Origin of the sequence: Providencia sp. PROV156, assembly GCF_028480905.1 — a bacterium.
GTDB classification, from domain to species: Bacteria; Pseudomonadota; Gammaproteobacteria; order Enterobacterales; family Enterobacteriaceae; genus Providencia; species Providencia hangzhouensis.
On the sequence record NZ_JAMPPE010000028.1, the window covers coordinates 41,475 to 58,288 of the forward strand.

Annotated in this window: 17 protein-coding genes; 7 read left to right on the forward strand and 10 right to left on the reverse strand. The window is 38.1% G+C overall.

From position 1 onward, the window contains the following. Window positions 1–18: 18 nt before the first annotated feature. Window positions 19–246: a YejL family protein gene (locus tag PSF31_RS17755; protein WP_004911940.1), complete on the reverse strand. Its 228-nt coding sequence runs from the start codon at window positions 244–246 to the stop codon at window positions 19–21. A 242-nt stretch (window positions 247–488) separates the two neighbouring features. Here PSF31_RS17755 and yejK point away from each other — a divergent pair, with 242 nt between their 5' ends. Next, window positions 489–1,490 (forward strand): nucleoid-associated protein YejK, encoded by a 1,002-nt coding sequence (gene yejK, locus PSF31_RS17760; RefSeq protein ID WP_004260056.1) that lies wholly within the window; start codon window positions 489–491, stop codon window positions 1,488–1,490. Window positions 1,491–1,587: 97 nt separating this feature from the next. Here the strand turns inward: yejK and rplY are convergent, their stop codons facing one another. Both rplY and PSF31_RS17770 read right to left on the reverse strand, forming a co-directional pair. Then, entirely contained in the window at window positions 1,588–1,869 is a 282-nt protein-coding gene (rplY, locus tag PSF31_RS17765; RefSeq protein ID WP_004260060.1) for a 50S ribosomal protein L25, read from the reverse strand. A 165-nt stretch (window positions 1,870–2,034) separates the two neighbouring features. Beyond that, window positions 2,035–3,792, reverse strand: coding sequence for a DEAD/DEAH box helicase (locus tag PSF31_RS17770; protein WP_004260062.1), 1,758 nt, complete (start codon window positions 3,790–3,792; stop codon window positions 2,035–2,037). A 223-nt stretch (window positions 3,793–4,015) separates the two neighbouring features. Here PSF31_RS17770 and rsuA point away from each other — a divergent pair, with 223 nt between their 5' ends. The 3 genes from rsuA to PSF31_RS17785 all read left to right on the forward strand — a co-directional run bounded on the left by rsuA (window position 4,016) and on the right by PSF31_RS17785 (window position 6,897). Next, the gene (rsuA, locus tag PSF31_RS17775) at window positions 4,016–4,723 is read left to right on the forward strand and encodes a 16S rRNA pseudouridine(516) synthase RsuA (protein WP_094960408.1); all 708 of its coding nucleotides are present in this window, start codon (window positions 4,016–4,018) and stop codon (window positions 4,721–4,723) included. Window positions 4,724–4,741: 18 nt separating this feature from the next. Then, window positions 4,742–5,926 carry a Bcr/CflA family multidrug efflux MFS transporter gene (locus tag PSF31_RS17780; protein WP_036958095.1) on the forward strand — a complete coding sequence of 395 codons (1,185 nt, stop codon included), beginning with the start codon at window positions 4,742–4,744 and terminating at the stop codon, window positions 5,924–5,926. Window positions 5,927–6,555: 629 nt separating this feature from the next. Beyond that, window positions 6,556–6,897, forward strand: coding sequence for a hypothetical protein (locus PSF31_RS17785; protein ID WP_004260080.1), 342 nt, complete (start codon window positions 6,556–6,558; stop codon window positions 6,895–6,897). A 260-nt stretch (window positions 6,898–7,157) separates the two neighbouring features. Here PSF31_RS17785 and mepS read toward each other — a convergent pair whose 3' ends face one another. Beyond that, complete coding sequence (gene mepS, locus PSF31_RS17790; RefSeq protein WP_004253117.1) at window positions 7,158–7,742, reverse strand: bifunctional murein DD-endopeptidase/murein LD-carboxypeptidase; 585 nt, start codon at window positions 7,740–7,742, stop codon at window positions 7,158–7,160. A gap of 815 nt (window positions 7,743–8,557) precedes the next feature. Beyond that, window positions 8,558–9,157: a YrbL family protein gene (locus PSF31_RS17795; RefSeq protein ID WP_096863844.1), complete on the reverse strand. Its 600-nt coding sequence runs from the start codon at window positions 9,155–9,157 to the stop codon at window positions 8,558–8,560. Window positions 9,158–9,493: 336 nt separating this feature from the next. Here PSF31_RS17795 and PSF31_RS17800 point away from each other — a divergent pair, with 336 nt between their 5' ends. Next, window positions 9,494–9,838: a hypothetical protein gene (locus PSF31_RS17800; protein ID WP_004253122.1), complete on the forward strand. Its 345-nt coding sequence runs from the start codon at window positions 9,494–9,496 to the stop codon at window positions 9,836–9,838. 136 nt (window positions 9,839–9,974) lie between these two features. Here the strand turns inward: PSF31_RS17800 and yeiP are convergent, their stop codons facing one another. The 3 genes from yeiP to PSF31_RS17815 form a co-directional block, all read right to left on the reverse strand. Then, window positions 9,975–10,547 carry an elongation factor P-like protein YeiP gene (yeiP, locus tag PSF31_RS17805; protein ID WP_004253124.1) on the reverse strand — a complete coding sequence of 191 codons (573 nt, stop codon included), beginning with the start codon at window positions 10,545–10,547 and terminating at the stop codon, window positions 9,975–9,977. A gap of 153 nt (window positions 10,548–10,700) precedes the next feature. Continuing rightward, the gene (gene mtr / locus PSF31_RS17810; protein WP_096863846.1) at window positions 10,701–11,945 is read right to left on the reverse strand and encodes a tryptophan permease; all 1,245 of its coding nucleotides are present in this window, start codon (window positions 11,943–11,945) and stop codon (window positions 10,701–10,703) included. A gap of 160 nt (window positions 11,946–12,105) precedes the next feature. Beyond that, entirely contained in the window at window positions 12,106–12,543 is a 438-nt protein-coding gene (locus PSF31_RS17815) for a nucleotide triphosphate diphosphatase NUDT15 (protein ID WP_096863847.1), read from the reverse strand. Window positions 12,544–12,707: 164 nt separating this feature from the next. Here PSF31_RS17815 and fruK point away from each other — a divergent pair, with 164 nt between their 5' ends. Next, window positions 12,708–13,643: a 1-phosphofructokinase gene (gene fruK, locus PSF31_RS17820; protein WP_094960617.1), complete on the forward strand. Its 936-nt coding sequence runs from the start codon at window positions 12,708–12,710 to the stop codon at window positions 13,641–13,643. Window positions 13,644–13,706: 63 nt separating this feature from the next. Here the strand turns inward: fruK and nfo are convergent, their stop codons facing one another. Continuing rightward, window positions 13,707–14,552: a deoxyribonuclease IV gene (gene nfo, locus PSF31_RS17825; protein WP_036957604.1), complete on the reverse strand. Its 846-nt coding sequence runs from the start codon at window positions 14,550–14,552 to the stop codon at window positions 13,707–13,709. 100 nt (window positions 14,553–14,652) lie between these two features. Next, window positions 14,653–15,732 (reverse strand): YeiH family protein, encoded by a 1,080-nt coding sequence (locus PSF31_RS17830; RefSeq protein ID WP_096863848.1) that lies wholly within the window; start codon window positions 15,730–15,732, stop codon window positions 14,653–14,655. Between the two features lie 194 nt (window positions 15,733–15,926). Between PSF31_RS17830 and yieE the strand changes: the two genes are divergently transcribed. Beyond that, window positions 15,927–16,790: a DNA-binding transcriptional regulator YeiE gene (gene yieE, locus PSF31_RS17835; protein ID WP_096863849.1), complete on the forward strand. Its 864-nt coding sequence runs from the start codon at window positions 15,927–15,929 to the stop codon at window positions 16,788–16,790. Window positions 16,791–16,814 lie beyond the last annotated feature (24 nt).

Below are 16,814 nucleotides of genomic sequence, written 5' to 3' on the forward strand. Positions count from 1 at the left end.
GTTTATTTCATTAATCAATTAGTGTGATTGATCTTCTTTAACAGAAGAAAGTAATGCATTTGCGAATGATTCTGCAATCATTTTACGTTGCGCAGGCGCAACCGACGTATTCAGCAGATTCGTTACCATATTACCTAACACCATGAGGGAAAGGTCAACAGGGGTGTGATTTTTTTCTAACACACTCACGAGGTCAGAAAGTAAACCTTCAACTTTTTCATCACTATAGCGAGATGATTGTGGCATAAATTGAGACATCCTAAATTAATGAAAGCTACATATCATAGCGTATCACAGTTGGTTTTTCTTCTTTCTTCGCAACAAATTTTTGTTTAAATGGGAATAATGTTAATTCAGATTCGAAAAGTGCGTATTAGTTCAGCGCAATCAGGCTAAAAATAGAACAAATGATGGTTTCTGTTGCAGATGAATAATATCAATGTTTGAATACGCGCAACATTATTTTCGCTATAACGAAGGAGCCAACAATGAGTCTGGAAATTAACCAGATAGCTTTACACCAGCTAATTAAAAGAGATGAGCAGACCCTAGAGGTGATGTTGCGGGATTCTCTATTGACAGCAGATGGTGTCGTACAAGACATGATGGCAGAATTGCACCGCGTCTATAGTGCTAAAAGTAAAGCATTTGGTGAATTTAACGAAGAAAGTGAACTTGCTGATGCGTTAAAGTTATTGCGTAAGGGCGAAGAAGAATTTTTAGGTTTCAGCCGTGCGATGACGGTTCGCTTGAAAGATGAATTAGCCAAATATCCTTTTGCGGAAGGGGGCGTGGTTCTCTTTTGTCAATACCGTTACCTCGCGGTCGAATACTTATTAATTGCGGTGCTCAATAGTTGTGACAGCATGTTTGTCACAGAATCATTGGACTTAGGCACGACACATTATTTAGATATTCCTCATGCAGATATTGTCGCACGTATTGATTTAACCGAATGGGAGACCAATCCTGAGTCAAAACGCTATTTAACTTTCTTAAAAGGTAGAGTAGGGCGGAAAGTTTCTGATTTCTTTATGGATTTTCTGGCTGCATCTGAAGGGTTAAACGCAAAAGTTCAGAATAAAGGCTTGGTTCAGGCACTTGATGATTTTTGTGACAATGCACAAATGGACAAAAATACGCGCCAAGCTTATCGCCAGCAAGTACATAGTTATTGCACAGAACAATTACAGTCTGGAGAGGAAATTGAGCTGCAGGCGTTGGCAAAAGAGCTGCCAATGGTTGAAGAACAAAGCTTTGACGATTTCGCTCGCCAAAATGATTATCAACTCGAAGAAAGTTTCCCTGCCGATAGAGGAACGTTAAAGCAATTAACGAAGTTTTCGGGGAGTGGTGGCGGGATCACGATTAGCTTTGATGCGATGCTCATGGGGGAGCGTATCTTTTGGGACCCTGTCACTGATACGTTAACCATTCGTGGTACACCACCTAATTTGCGTGATCAATTACAACGCCGTGGTACTAAATAGGTTGTGGTGTTGAAGAGGTAGAAATAAATAACGCCGCAATTGCGGCGTTATTTACTCGGCGTCCCGAAAATTTCTAAAGCTCGGCTGTGGGCTTTAATTAAGCGCGCAGGAAGTCAATGTGCGTCACTTTTGGCTTAAATGGGTGACGTTGAACAGCCTGAACTTTTACTTTTGTTTCTTTACCATCGATAACCAGATTCAGAACTTCGTAAAATTCTGCTTTGCTTTCTTGGTTGATGATTTCATCGTGGTTAAGAGTTACAGAGATAGCTTCTTGGTTGCCACCGTAAACGATAGCTGGAAGCTGGTTATCTCTGCGCAGGCGGCGGCTCGCACCCTTACCCTGCTCTTTACGTTCAATTGCATTGATAGTTAACATTACTATTTCTCTATAAAAAGAAAATATAAATTCCTGCTACAGGCGACCCAGCAGCAGGTTCGAGATTTGGCCTAGGATAATCCATTCAGAGAACAAGATATCGGAAGGCGGGCGGCATTTTAACGAAAAATCGGCCATCCAGCAATCATTATGATCATTTTCGCGTTATGACAGGGGAGCAGCAACGCGAAAACGCCCTTGATAATCGAAGATTTTCTCTCGAATTTCCCAAAAGCGTTCTTTTTTGCGCGCGACAATAAATTGGGGATATCGTAATAAAGATTGTTGCACTAATATATCATTTGCATTATTCCACTTAAACGGAACACCTGGGGCACGCTGATGCTCACGTAAAAAACGATATTCGAACACGCGTTTTTGTGCGGGTGTGGCTAGGCGAAAACGTTCTGAAACACAGGTTCCATCTTCATCATAATAATTGATTTTAATCCATTCACCTTTGTTATCACTCCCTGTAATGAATTGCATACCACCACAACGAATAATTAACGCATCTTTGAGTTTTAAGGCGGCTTTTAGCATATCGTCAGGGTCGGTAAGCACTTCTTGGCATTTTTGACAGCGACGAGCCGCTATATCATTTTCTGCACCACAGTGTGGACATTGTTTAAAGCGAAAACGAAATTCACATTGTTTTTTCTGCTTATTTTCATCTTCTTCCCAGCCTTGGCAGCGCCGGCCGTAATGTTCAATAATTTGCCCATCAGAGGTACATTTTCCCCAAAAAATATTCGCAAATTGGCATAATGGGCAAAAAACTTGCACAGGCACACTGGTTGAATTTGGTTGACTTGACCCCACTTCAGGCCGAAATAAATCGTGTGGATTACCTGCGTAATCTAAGATTAAACAGCGTGTTTTTCCCTCATAAAGGCGTAATCCTCGGCCAACAATCTGTTGGTATAAGCTGACTGACTCTGTTGGCCGCAAAATAGCAATCACATCGACATGAGGCGCATCAAACCCTGTTGTTAATACTGAAACGTTAACGAGATAATGTAATTCTTTATTTTTAAATTGCTTAATAATTGCTTGCCTATCAATTGCTGGGGTTTCAGCCGTCACTAATGCCGCACTATTCTTCGGTAGATAACTCAGAATTTCTTTGGCATGCTCGACCGTCGCAGCAAAGATCATGCAGCCTTGTAACGGTGTTGCATATTCAATAACTTGCTCAATAATTTTAGGCGTAATGCGTTGTTGTTTTTTTAATGACAAATTAAGTTCTTGTTCGTTAAAAATACCCGATGATGTTAGTGAAACTTGGCTAAAATCATATTGTAAAACAGGCATGTCTAAGCGTTCAGGTGGAACTAAGAATTTGTTTTTAATCATATAGTGTAGGGGGAGTTCATAAATACACTCTCGGAAAAAACAATTTTCATCACCACGTACCATGCCATGGTAATGGTATTGGTAAATCCAGCCACTGTTAAGGCGGTAAGGGGTGGCTGTTAATCCTAAAATACGTAATGAAGGGTTATTAGCTTGTAAAACTTGAATAATTTGTTGGTATTGGCTCTTATCATTCAAACTTATACGGTGACACTCATCAATAATCACTAGGGAAAAATGAGCGTCAAATGCCTTAAGATTGCGAGCAACAGATTGCACACTACCGAAAACCACTTTGCTTTGAGATTCTTTGCGGTTCAGGCCTGCGGCAAATATATCGGCTTGTAGGCCATATGCGAGGTACTTAGCATGGTTCTGCTCAACTAATTCTTTCACATGGGCTAATACCAACACTCGCCCGCGAGCAAGCCGAGCCAATTCGGCAATCACTAAGCTTTTACCTGCTCCTGTTGGTAAGACAATCACAGCAGGGGCAGTCTGCTTGCGGAAATAATCAACTGTCGCATCGACAGCTTCTTGTTGGTAAGGGCGTAATACAAAAGGCATATTATTCAGTATTATGTAATTAAATCAGGTGAATGACGTTAAATTTAATTTAAAACGATGACTCTGTCTAAAGATGTAAGTTGCTGCGGTGAAACTATCACTTCACAGGGGTTATTGTTATAATGAATTATGTGATAGCAATCACAACAACCTTTCACTCTATATTCTGACAGTTGAGCGTTATTGTACGCTTCGCTGGCATTCCATCAAGTTAAGAGAATCTATGCGACTGGATAAATTTTTGTCCCAGCAATTAGGGATAAGCCGAAGTTTGGTAGCGCGAGAATTGCGCGCAGGGCTCGTAACGGTTGATGATGAAATCGTTAAGTCAGGGGCCTTTCAAGTTACGATTGATCATGAAGTCGCTTATGATGGTAATGTCCTCGTGCAAGTTACTGGGCCGCGTTATTTTATGTTACATAAGCCACAAGGCTATATTTGCTCAACAGATGACCCAACACATCCAACAATTCTTTTTTTTATTGATGAGCCTCTCGCACAAAAACTGCATTCAGCAGGGCGTTTAGATATCGATACAACGGGGCTTGTCTTATTAACTGATGATGGTCAGTGGTCACATCGCATTACTTCACCGAAGCATCATTGTGAAAAAACATACCGAGTTCAATTGAGTGACGATATCGCCAATGATGTTGCCGAGCAGTTTGCTCAGGGCGTTATGCTTAACGGGGAAAAACACCTAACTAAACCAGCAAAACTGGAAATTATCAGCCCTAGAGATGTCAGGTTGACGATTAGTGAAGGGCGTTATCATCAAGTGAAACGCATGTTTGCTGCGGTGGGGAACCATGTTTGTGGGTTACATCGTGAACGCGTTGGTGAAATTTGGCTCGATGAGACTCTTGAGCCCGGAGAATACCGTCCACTGACGGAAGAAGAGATCAACAGTATTAACGTACCACGTAAATAAATAGCAGGAGTTTAAAGAGTGCAACAGCAGCGTTCATCCTATTTGGGGCTGATACTAATTCTAGGTTTATTATCGATGTTAATGCCGTTGGCCATCGACATGTACCTACCAAGCTTTCCGACGATGATGCATTATTTTAATGTAGATGAAGGGCGCATTCAAATGACGCTCAATAGCTACATTTTTGGTTTTGCTATAGGGCAATTATTTTATGGGCCGATGGCAGATAGCATTGGTCGTAAACCTGTTATCTTGGGTGGAGTCGTTGTTTTTGCAATTGCTTCAGCGGCTTGTGCTATCACTGAATCGATTGACTCACTGATTTGGTTGCGTTTTTTACATGGTTTTGCCGCGGCAGCTGCAAGTGTTGTGATTAATGCACTTATGCGGGATATGTTTACCCGTGATGAATTCTCAAGAAGTATGTCTTTTGTTGTCTTAGTGATGACAATCGCACCGTTATTAGCCCCTATTTTAGGGGGAGAGCTAATGCGCTGGTTCTCATGGCATGCAATTTTTTGGAGCATCGCTATTGCTGCGGTTATCGCTGTTATTTTAGTGAGCTGTTTTGTGCGGGAAACACTCCCCGTTGCCAAAAGGCAAAAATTTCATGTTGGAACAACATTAAGGCAATTTGCGACTTTATTTAGAGCAAAACAAGTATTGTTCTATATATTAGCGAGCTCATTTTCTTTTGCAGGAATGTTTTCGTTCTTAAATGCAGGCGCTTTTGTGTATATCGATTTAAATGGGGTATCTCCACAGAATTTCGGCTACTACTTTGGTATCAATATCATCTTCCTGTTTATTATGACGACCATTAATAGCCGTTATGTAAGGCATTTTGGCGCGGAGAAAATGCTTTACTTTGGTATTATTATCCAATTTGTGATGGGCGTGTGGTTGCTTGTGACAACGGCATTTACATTAGATTTTTGGACATTGGTTATCGGTGTTGCAATCTATGTTAGTGGAATAGCGATGATCACTTCTAACGCAATGGCAGTGATCTTGGATAATTATCCACATATTGCAGGAACCGTTTCTTCATTGGCAGGAACAATAAGGTTTTCAATTGGCGCACTCGTTGGAACTTTGTTATCACTAATACCTGCTCAGAGCGCATGGCCAATGGTCGGCTCTATGGTTGCTTGCGTGGCGCTCTCAATGTTATTTGTTTTACTAGCCAAAAAAACAAAATAAATCATATGTTTTCAAGTTTCATGGATGAAACTGAGAACACTCAATTCTCTTCTTCATTATTTATAACGGACTAATCAAAGTTTGTTCTAGTTACTTTCCCATATAATTCATTTATCTATTAGAGATAAAAGTGATTGCTCGATAAAATCGAGTGATAACGCAGTGGTATTAATAATCTTTAGTGAAAAATGATCTAAATCAATTATCATTACAGCTGAATTTGTTAAATTTATGTTTTGTGATTTGATATGCATTGCAACATTATTCATTAATAAAAATTTGGATTTACTTCAAAAATAAACTGTTTTTTACTATTTTCTTTTCACAAATGTAAAAAAAAGTTAAGTGTTTTATGCAAGATGTTAGGATGTAGCGATCAAAATTAGTTTATATTTTAAGATATTTGCTATTAAAATGAATATGCAATGATTTATGTCACAAAAATTTAACGACATTTTGTTTTTTTAATGTTATATTTAAGATTCGATATTTAACATTCATGTTACTTTTTGGATAACTTAAAGTTCGGTTTGAACGATGAATGAGTGGCTTAAGCCCATGTTAGGTCAAGTAAGAAATTAAATATCAATACTTGGCAAAATACTAGAATGTATCAATAGGATATCTTTGTGGAAAAATTAGGTCTTTCGGTGGTGCACAGGCTACCGCAAAGCTACCGCTGGTTATCAGGCAAAATAGGTACGGATGTTGAAGTTGTACCTATGAATGATGCCGATAGCGATAAGCTTGTGGGGCTGAAATTACTTAGCCATGACTGTGCGACAGATTGTATTGCAATGCAACAATTGTCTGAATCATTATCAGATATGCAGATTGCCAACGCGATCTTAGAGTGGCAAAAAGAAATTTGCCTATTTATTCATGCTAATGATGAGTTGGCAGCTATGTGCCGTTTAAAAGCCTCTGGCGTTGCTATTGCAGAACTTTCTTCTGGTTTTTATAGTGCTTAGTTTTGAGTATATTTAATATTTTATTAGTTATTATAGTGGCTTGATTACTTATTATTATTTTAGTTACAGGTTTTATTCGGTTACGTGTTTAAAGCTTGTTTTTGAATGAGTATTATCGCGAGGTGGGCTTGGTGTTTTAGTTGTTTTTTACCTAAAAATCAAATAGCTATCACTAAGTTTAGTCAAAAAATTCCCAATAAAAAAGCTTCCATCAAATGGAAGCTTTTTTATTGGGAAGGGATATAGGATATTATAAAAACTTATGAGCCATTAATAATGCGCCTGCTGGCATAATATCTTTTGCTCCAGTATGAGTTAGTCATTTCAGAAACGATAACACCACTACTGGTTGATGCATGGACAAATTTTTGGTCACCAATATAAATGCCAACATGCTTCATAGTACGGCCTGTTTTAAATAAAACAATATCACCGACTTTTAGATTATTACGTTTTACGCTTTTGCCGGAGGATTCTTGTTCAGAGGTCGTACGAGGGAGTTCAACACCAAATTGTTCAAGAAATGTTCTCTGTACGAAGCTTGAGCAATCAACACCTTTCTTTGTTGTGCCGCCAAGACGATAAGCTACGCCTTTCCAGCTTGCGTATTGATCCATTATTTTAGATTTAGTATCAACACTTTGTACTAACTCTTCGAATTCATCTTGAGATGCCATCGTCAACGAGTCACCCGCAGAACCATTTAGCATACGAGTATCTGATTTAGCAGTATATTGTGTGTTTTTAGCTGACTTTGGGTTGGTACATGCTGTGAGCGTTACGGCGATTGCAATTGCCGGAACAATGCGCCAAGCATAGCGCTTAAGTTTTTCAGAGGTTAGCATTCTTATATATATCCCTTACCATTTTTCTTTTTAGTACTTTATTGTGTAAAAAGACACAAAAAAACTAAACTTATCCCTGTGAAAAACGCATTATAGATGGCAAAACTGTGTTTTTCGCAGAAAGTGTTTATCGTAGTACCACTAAACTTCGAATGTACTAGTCATATTTAATGACTTATTGAGTATAGGAGATAAGTCAATATTTACTAAATTTACTAAGACATTCTTTACATTTTTTTGTTTAGAAGATTCAGCATCGTAGTAGTACCAAATCAAACCTTTAAGAGCATACATAAACAAAAGCAAAATGGCGAGTTAATAGGGGTGAAATTTACAAAACATTAGATAAAAGTGCCTATTTGCCATTGGTTTATGTGACAATTGTCTACAATGAAGGATATTACTTATAAAGATGGTATTTTTAACTAGTAAAATATGAACTAAATCACACTTTTCTATGTGTTATTTCAGTGAATTTGCATAATTAAGGACTTTTCAAACTAGAAGTGTAAAGAAGTTTAAGTTTTTATTTAGAGGGAGTGTGTTTGTACTCAAATAAACAGTTTAATTCTTGTTAAGAAAGTCCATTAGAATAAAAAACACTCAGAAAATAATTTAAAAAATAAAAGTACTGTATGTATATCAGTATTTTCTGGTTGTATTTATTAGTAATTCTCCACAATATTAATATCGACTAGTGAGTAGCATTCTACCATAACCATTCATAACCAATGTATTGTTAGAGCAACTCTAATAATACGTCAATATAACTAGATATTTAATGGTGACAGCAAAATAGGGGGCGAGGAATGTGTCTATATCTTAAGATTATAGCCACGATAAAGTCGTTGTTCGAAATCAGCAAACCGGCGATTTAGGGTGGAACGAGCAATTCTAGTTGAGAAATAATCAATGGGGATTAGGTTAGATGAGCCAAGGTTATCTATAATAATAAATTGACCATAAGGTTTATAGCCTAGTTGATAAACGATGTTATAAGTTTTGAGCGCCATCGTGGTAATAGCCTCTTTGTATATGTTCTTTTTAAATTGCTCATAAGCAATTTTCATGTTTTTTTTATGTTTTAAAAAAACTTGTTTATTTTTAAGATAATAATCTAAGGTATTTGAAACATTCCCTGTCTTATCTTTGATTAATTGGAACACATATCCTAGCCCCCGATCAGTTTGCTGGGTGCCATAGTAATGAGAAATCGTTTTTACGGTAAGATTCTTTTTATACAAGCGTTTATAATAGCGAACCTCTCTTAATGTTTCTTTATCATCTCGCCCACTTAAATGAACTTTTACACATAGGTGATTATACTCGGGATGCTGATAACAAGCACGTTGCCTGCCTGATGCGATCAAGTTTTCAGAAGGTAATAAAATTTTTTTATCTAAGTTCATATTCATGATAATAAACACTTTTTTTAACAAATTTAAGGTGTTTGATATATAGATATACCTAAAATGGCATAGCGACGATTTTTATAAATTAATTGACCAATGCTAATAGATTATATTTATAAAGTGTTGCATTTTGTGTGGTTAATTAAGTGTGAGGCAAGTCATATATTTTGTTTTGATAAATAATAAAACAAAAAATAAAAAACTACGGCTATAAATGAAATTATTAATATCCCTTTGGAATTAGTATGTCGTCCTCAGGCAATTCAGCCAAATAAATACTTTAACTGTAAATAAATTACAGGAAGTGACGATAACATAATTTTAAACGGGAATTTCGTTATGAATAGCTCAGTAAAAAAAATGGTAATGGCTTTTTTAGCAGTAACAGCATTGAACTCAAGCTTTTCAGTATTTGCATCTGAAAACAGTGAGGTAAAACGCAGCAATACAGGCGTTATTCGATTTACTGGAGCTATTGTAGCAGCGCCTTGTATTGTCGAAGCCAATGCGAATAAAGTAGAAACCAAATGCTGGAATGATAGTGGTAAATTGGAAACCGCATCTGCAGATATTCGTAAACTAAAGAATCAAGAAATGTTGCTTCCGAATCAAAAAGGTACTCAACAATTCAACTGGATTAATAAAGATAAAACCCTAGGTATTTACACAATAAAATACGATTAATTTTGAGACGAACACAAATTGAATATAGCAAACTAAGATGAAAAGGTATGCAATGTTTAATTTTAATGACATATGCCTATGAACAATAAATTCATAGGCATATAAAGGCTTATTTCTTTCAAATCAAAAGCAGAAATTAATCACAACGACCCATATAACGACGCTCAGCGATATGAATACGAATTTTTTCACCGGTTGTTAAATATTCAGGAACTTGAACTGTTAACCCTGTAGCCATCGTTGCAGGCTTAGTTCGTGCGCTAGCCGAAGCCCCTTTAATTGCTGGGGTTGTCTCAATAATGACCATATCAACCGTTTGCGGTAACTCTAAAGCAAGAACTTGCCCATCCATTGTTAACACTTGCATTCCTGGTAACCCTTCTTCAGGAATGAAAAGTAATTCTTCTTCAATATCGGCTTTTTTGAAAAGGTAGGGAGTATAGTCTTCATTGTCCATAAAGACATATTCATCACCATCAATATAAGAAAAGCTCACTCCACGACGGGTTAGGGAAATTGTTTCTAAAATATCATCGCCTTTGAAACGCTCTTCAACTTTCTGGCCCGTTTTGATATCAGTAAAGCGCATTTTATATAATGTACTCGCTCCACGAGCACTAGGTGCTTGAATATCAATGTCTTTTACAAGTAATAATTTGCCATTGTAGTTAATTGCTAAACCACGTTTGATTTCGTTGGCCTTGGCCATAAATAACCTTCTTTAGGGTTGTCAAAAAGAGTGCGACAAAATTACTCGCAGATAAAGAATTAGGCAAGATGCTGAAGTCAATTTTCAGTGAAAAATTTTTAGGTGGCATATCAGTGTGGATATAACCAGAGGGCGATATCCACACTGAAAGGGTTAATAAATAGGTAGTAAGCCAGATAGTGACAATAAATGAGCAACCGCATTAATTAATCCAAAGAGGATCACAAAGCCAATAATAAAGCTCCCACCTGGTGCTTTGTAGCTGTTGTTAGGGTAACGTTTACGACTTGCTTTCGCCATCAGCGCAGGGACAATGACTGCCCAAATAGTAGCTGCCAACCCTGCAAAACCAATCGCATAAATAAACCCATTAGGAAAAATCAGTGCGAGTATTGTTGGTGGTAAAAAAGTGACTAAGACAGATTTAAGGCGCCCAAATTTGTTATCTGCAAATTTGAAAAAATCAGCAATAAAATCAAATAACCCTAAAGACACGCCTAAGAAAGAACTCGCTAGAGCCATATAAGAAAACAGGTTCAAAAATTGAGATATAAAGCTGCTCTGGGTAGAAATATTCATTTGAGCCAGTAATGCATCAATATTGTTGCCATTTTCTCTGATTTCAATAAATGACATTCTTGGAATATTTCCTTGGATCGCATACTGCCACAAAATATAGATAACCACGGTAATGGTGGCCCCATACACTAGGCTCTTAACAACACTACGGCTATCTTTATTATAATATTTAACTAATCCAGGAACATTACCGTGATAACCAAATGAGGTTAATAAATAGGGTAATGCGGCTAAGGCATAAGGAAGATATTGGCTTTCACCATGCTCAGTTTGGTTGAATAGGATAGCTGGTGATGCGGTTGAAATCATTCCACCGATTGACATAATAAAGGTGATGACCATCCCGCCAATTAAAATGGTACTTAACCTATCGACAGCACGAGTAGAAAGCCACACAAAAAAAGCCACAATAAATGCAAAAATAAAGCCTGCACCCGCTTGTGGTATTTGTATTTTTTCTGACAAATTCGCGGTGATGATAGAGCTTCCTGCAGAAATATAGGCGTAAGTAAGAATATAAAGCACAAAAGTAACGGATAAACTGTTAATAGAATTCCATGTCGTGCCTAATAAGTCTTTGACCATAGTATGGAAACTGGCGCCAGCTGGGTAATTCATATTGGCTTCTAAAATCATTAACCCAGAAAGTAACATGCAAATAAAGGTATAAATTAACAGTATGACAGAGCCTGTGAACCATACGCCGGAAGTCACCATAGGAATTGAAAACATACCCGCACCTACCGCAGTACCGGCAATGATCATCGCACCTCCTAATATAGAAGGATTTTTTTGTTGTGTTGTTCCATCAATAGCCATGGTGGCTCCTAAATATATCGTTTCACTGTACTAGCTAAATGATACGGTAAGAGTGCAGTATTGTAAATATAGTAAATGGAATAAAATAGGGAAAAATGAGTAATTAGAAAGGGATGGATGATAAACGTACAAAAAGAGGATGTTGTACGTTTACACTTGATTAGGCTTTGTGGTGATAGAAACGTTGTGTAAGCCAGAGGTCAACAGCATTGCGGCTAGCTTCAAAATGAGGCTCTGGGAGCTTATCAGGTGAAACCCACATTAAGTTTTCACATTTATCTGCTTCCATAATTCGAGGTTCAACCTCACCGTTATATTCAACATGCATACAAATAGAAACGGTATGTTTACCTTCTTGTTGATAAGTCTGTAAATTATTGCTGATACCAAAAACAGTCGGAGCTTGGATATCAATACCAATTTCTTCTTTTATTTCACGAATGGCACAATCTTCAAAGGACTCACCAGGGTCCACATGTCCCCCGAAAATGGACCAATAGGGCGCATGTTTACTACTGCGTTTGCCCATCAAAATTTGTCCCTGTTTATTAGTGATTAGAACACCAACACCGGCGACGACATGAGTATGCTGAGACATATATTCTCCTTATTATTTTATTTTTCAGCGCGCTGATCCTGACATAATCTTGTAGAAAAACAAGCAGGAAAAAGTACAAATATCACTGAAAACAATATGCTTTAATGTTATAACTATAATTAAATTTAAAGACACGATAATCATGATAAGGGAGATTAGTGGTTATGACTCGCCGGGTTGCTACAATTACATTAAATCCTGCTTACGACCTTGTGGGCTTATGCTCTACTATCGAAGTTGGTGAAGTCAATTTAGTCAAAACCGCTAGCCTCAACGCGGGTGGTAAAGGTGTCAATGTCGCAAAAGTGCTCCGTGACTTAGGTATTGATATCACTGTTAGTGGTTTTATGGGAAAGGATAACCAAGAAGAGTTTCAACATTTTTTCAGTGAAAATGGCATGGCGAACCGTTTTAGTATGGTGCCAGGGCGTACACGGATTAACGTGAAACTCACGGAAAATAATGGGGAGTCAACGGATTTCAACTTTTCAGGCTTTGAGGTCAGTAAAGACGATTGGAACCGTTTCTCCACAGAGTCACTTAATTGGTTAGGCCATTTCGATATGGTCGTTGTCAGCGGAAGTTTACCAAGTGGTATTGACCCAGAAGAATTCACTCGTTGGATGACTCGCCTTCGCCAATTATGTCCATGTATTATTTTCGATAGTAGCCGAGAAGCCTTAAAGGCAGGTTTGAAAGCGTCACCATGGCTAGTAAAACCTAATCGTCATGAGTTAGAAAGTTGGGTTGGCCGAAAACTGCCAGATTTACAAGATGTTGTAGCCGCAGCGCATGAGTTAAGAGACAAAGGAATTTCTCATGTTGTTATTTCATTAGGAGAAGAAGGGGCTCTGTGGGTTAATGCTTCGGGTTCTTGGCTGGCGAAACCGCCACATTGTGAAGTGATAAGCACGGTTGGGGCTGGTGACTCGATGGTAGCAGGGCTAGCTTATGGGTTACTCAATGGTGAGTCCAGCGAGCATACGTTACGTATGGCGACCGCAATTTCTGCACTATCCGTTTCTCAGCCAGATGTCGGTTTAAAAAATAGAAACAAATTAGCGGATATGATGGCAAAAATTGAAATGAAATCGTTATAGTTAATGAATTTCAAACGACCCCCACATGATAATGCGGGGGTTTTTATATTAGAAAGCCAATAATTAGCTACTTTGCTGTGCTTTCAACCATGCAATTTCTTGTGGCCAAATATCGGGGTTAATGGTTTCTAAAATCAAGGGGATACCATCGAAACGGCTATCTTGCATAATATACGTGAATGGAACAAAACCAATATTCCCTTCACCTAAACTATGGTGGCGGTCAACACGACTGGCAAATTCACTTTTAGCATCATTAAGGTGCATTCCCTTTAGAAACTCAAAACCAACAATATCTGCAAATTGGCTAAATGTGTTGTCACAATCTTCGGCTGTGCGTAAGTCATAACCTGCGGCAAATGCGTGGCAAGTATCAATACAAACGCCTACACGGCTTTTATCTTTCACCCGTTCAATAATTTTTGCAAGATGCGTAAAGTCAAAGCCTAAGTTAGTGCCTTGTCCCGCCGTGTTTTCAATTACAGCGGTCACGCCTTCGGTCTCAGCAAGCGCAATATTAATAGATTCAGCAATTCGAGCTAAACAATCGTCAATTTCAATTTTCTTTAAATGACTACCCGGGTGAAAGTTAAGTAAATCAATACCTAATTGTTCACAACGCTGCATTTCATCGATAAAAGCGACACGAGATTTCTCTAGAGCCTCAAATTCGGGGTGACCTAAATTGATCAAATAGCTGTCATGAGGAAGGATTTGGTGTTTACCGTACCCATATTTTTTGCAGTTATCTTTAAATTTCTTAATTACGTCTTCGCTTAGTGGCGCAGCTTTCCATTGGCGCTGATTTTTTGTGAACAAAGCAAAAGCGGTTGCATTGATTTCATGTGCGCGAATAACAGCTTGGTCAACCCCACCAGAGGCGCTGACATGTGCTCCAATATATTTCATTTTTGACTCCTTTTTGTTGGAGTATGCCATTAATAAGCAAATAAATGAAATCAACAAAAAAGCCACCCATTGAGGTGGCTAAAAGTGAGGAGAATATATGCTAAAAAATGCTTTGAATCAGTATGTTAATTAAGAGCCCACCGACAATCAACCAAACAAACAGGATAAGTGCCATCAGTAATGGCTTAATACCCGCTTGGCGAATAGCACTAACATGGGTAGTTAACCCTAAAGCAACCATTGCCATAGCCAGTAAAATCGTATCCAAGGCTATGATTTGTTGTACGAATACATGGGGCAGTAAATTGAGTGAATTGAAACCTGCGACAACAATAAAAAATACGGCGAACCAAGGAATCGTAATTTTACTTTTCTGAGTGTTTGTTGTTTGGTTTGCGGCTGTTTTACGGCTTAAGAAAGCCGATAAAATAATCAAAAAAGGCGCAAGCATCATTACACGGATCATTTTGGCGATGACAGAGGCATTTTCTGCGTCAGTACCAATAGTGTGGCCTGCTGCAACAACCTGTGCAACTTCATGTACTGTTGAACCGATATAAATCCCAAAAGTTTCTTCTGTTGCAGGAAACCAGCCAAAGTGCGCATTTAACTGGTAAATCCAAGGATAAACAAAAATACAAATAGTCCCAAAGATAACAACCGTTGATACGGCAACTGCAACTTTACTTGCAGAAGCTTTCACCACGGGTTCAGTAGCCATGACTGCGGCTGCGCCACAAATGCTACTACCTGCACCAATCAATAACGTGGTTTCTTCATCAAGACCGAACACTTTTTTACCTAGCCAATATGCTAATAAAAAAGTTGAGGTTAATGTTAAGGCATCAATGATAACCCCTGTAGCACCTACATCCGTAATTTGTTGGAAAGTAAGGCGAAAACCATACAAAATTATACCCGCACGGAGAAAATAGTGCTTAGCAAATTTAATGCCGGCATCACAAGATTGACTGGCTACGGGGTAAAAAGTATTCCCTACAATAATTCCTAATAAGATTGCGAGGGTTAATGCACCTAAGCCGATATCCATAAACCAGGGTTGGTCACCTAGGTAAATTGCAATAGCAGTCAGAATACCGGCTAAAATAATACCGGGTATCAGTTTTAATATAGGATTTAGGTTATTCCGCTCAAGGGGGCTGGTGTCACTTTTATTCATGATAATGCTCTTTATTACCGCTTATAAGATTTAGTAATAAGGATATAACAAAATCAATAATAATTTAAATTGATTGTCTTCATATAATCTACCACTAAAATAGATTAGAAAGTTTCTTCTGGAATATTGCAAATAAATCGTTAATATTAACATTATTATTACAAATACTAAAAATCACGTTGGGGCTTACCTTTATGCGAATTACACTTAGGCAACTTGAGGTTTTTACGGAAGTATTAAAGAGTGGCTCCACGACGCAAGCATCTCAGTTATTAGCGCTTTCACAATCTGCAGTCAGTGCGTCGCTAACGGATTTAGAAGGTCAATTAGGCGTTCAATTATTTGACCGTGTGGGTAAACGACTTGTTACTAATGAGCACGGAAGGCTTTTATATCCCAAAGCGTTAGCGTTATTAGAGCAAGGGTTAGAAGTTGAGCAACTCTTTAAAAAAGAGATGGGCGCCGTGCGTCTTGCTGCCAGTACAACGATTGGTAATTATATTTTACCCGAAGTCTTAGCGGGGTATCGTCATGACCACCCTGATATTCCTTTAGAGCTTTTTATTAGTAATACAGAAGAAATTATTAAGGCAGTCATGGAATTTAGGGCGGATGTTGGGTTAATTGAAGGTGTTTGTCATAGCCCTGAATTAATTTCTAAAGCATGGTTAAAAGATGAGCTCGTTATTTTTGTTTCCCCCCAAAACCCATTAGCGAATAAAAAAGTCTCTTTAAAAGATTTGCGTGATGCGCCTTGGATTTTACGTGAAAGAGGTTCAGGTACACGGGATGTCCTTGACCAACTATTATTTGCACATCTTCCGGGTTTTCATATTTTGATGGAGCTAGGAAATTCAGAAGCTATCAAGCATGCAGTTCGTTACGGAATAGGTATAAGCTGTTTATCACGTCGAGTGATCGAAGAACAATTAGAAAATGGCTCTCTAGTCGAATTAAAAATAGACGAACTTCATTTAGAAAGAACGCTATATTTGATTTATCACCGTCAAAAGCATATTTCGAGTGCGATTACTAATCTTCTGTCTTACTGTAATTAAAAATCCTCGTCATCTTTTAACCTG

What these genes read in the sequence shown, in the direction of transcription:
- PSF31_RS17755 (WP_004911940.1), bottom strand. Translation starts at nt 246, where the DNA reads ATGCCACAATCATCTCGCTATAGTGATGAAAAAGTTGAAGGTTTACTT.
- yejK (WP_004260056.1), top strand. Translation starts at nt 489, where the DNA reads ATGAGTCTGGAAATTAACCAGATAGCTTTACACCAGCTAATTAAAAGA.
- rplY (WP_004260060.1), bottom strand. Translation starts at nt 1,869, where the DNA reads ATGTTAACTATCAATGCAATTGAACGTAAAGAGCAGGGTAAGGGTGCG.
- PSF31_RS17770 (WP_004260062.1), bottom strand. Translation starts at nt 3,792, where the DNA reads ATGCCTTTTGTATTACGCCCTTACCAACAAGAAGCTGTCGATGCGACA.
- rsuA (WP_094960408.1), top strand. Translation starts at nt 4,016, where the DNA reads ATGCGACTGGATAAATTTTTGTCCCAGCAATTAGGGATAAGCCGAAGT.
- mepS (WP_004253117.1), bottom strand. Translation starts at nt 7,742, where the DNA reads ATGCTAACCTCTGAAAAACTTAAGCGCTATGCTTGGCGCATTGTTCCG.
- PSF31_RS17795 (WP_096863844.1), bottom strand. Translation starts at nt 9,157, where the DNA reads ATGAATATGAACTTAGATAAAAAAATTTTATTACCTTCTGAAAACTTG.
- PSF31_RS17800 (WP_004253122.1), top strand. Translation starts at nt 9,494, where the DNA reads ATGAATAGCTCAGTAAAAAAAATGGTAATGGCTTTTTTAGCAGTAACA.
- yeiP (WP_004253124.1), bottom strand. Translation starts at nt 10,547, where the DNA reads ATGGCCAAGGCCAACGAAATCAAACGTGGTTTAGCAATTAACTACAAT.
- mtr (WP_096863846.1), bottom strand. Translation starts at nt 11,945, where the DNA reads ATGGCTATTGATGGAACAACACAACAAAAAAATCCTTCTATATTAGGA.
- PSF31_RS17815 (WP_096863847.1), bottom strand. Translation starts at nt 12,543, where the DNA reads ATGTCTCAGCATACTCATGTCGTCGCCGGTGTTGGTGTTCTAATCACT.
- fruK (WP_094960617.1), top strand. Translation starts at nt 12,708, where the DNA reads ATGACTCGCCGGGTTGCTACAATTACATTAAATCCTGCTTACGACCTT.
- nfo (WP_036957604.1), bottom strand. Translation starts at nt 14,552, where the DNA reads ATGAAATATATTGGAGCACATGTCAGCGCCTCTGGTGGGGTTGACCAA.
- PSF31_RS17830 (WP_096863848.1), bottom strand. Translation starts at nt 15,732, where the DNA reads ATGAATAAAAGTGACACCAGCCCCCTTGAGCGGAATAACCTAAATCCT.
- yieE (WP_096863849.1), top strand. Translation starts at nt 15,927, where the DNA reads ATGCGAATTACACTTAGGCAACTTGAGGTTTTTACGGAAGTATTAAAG.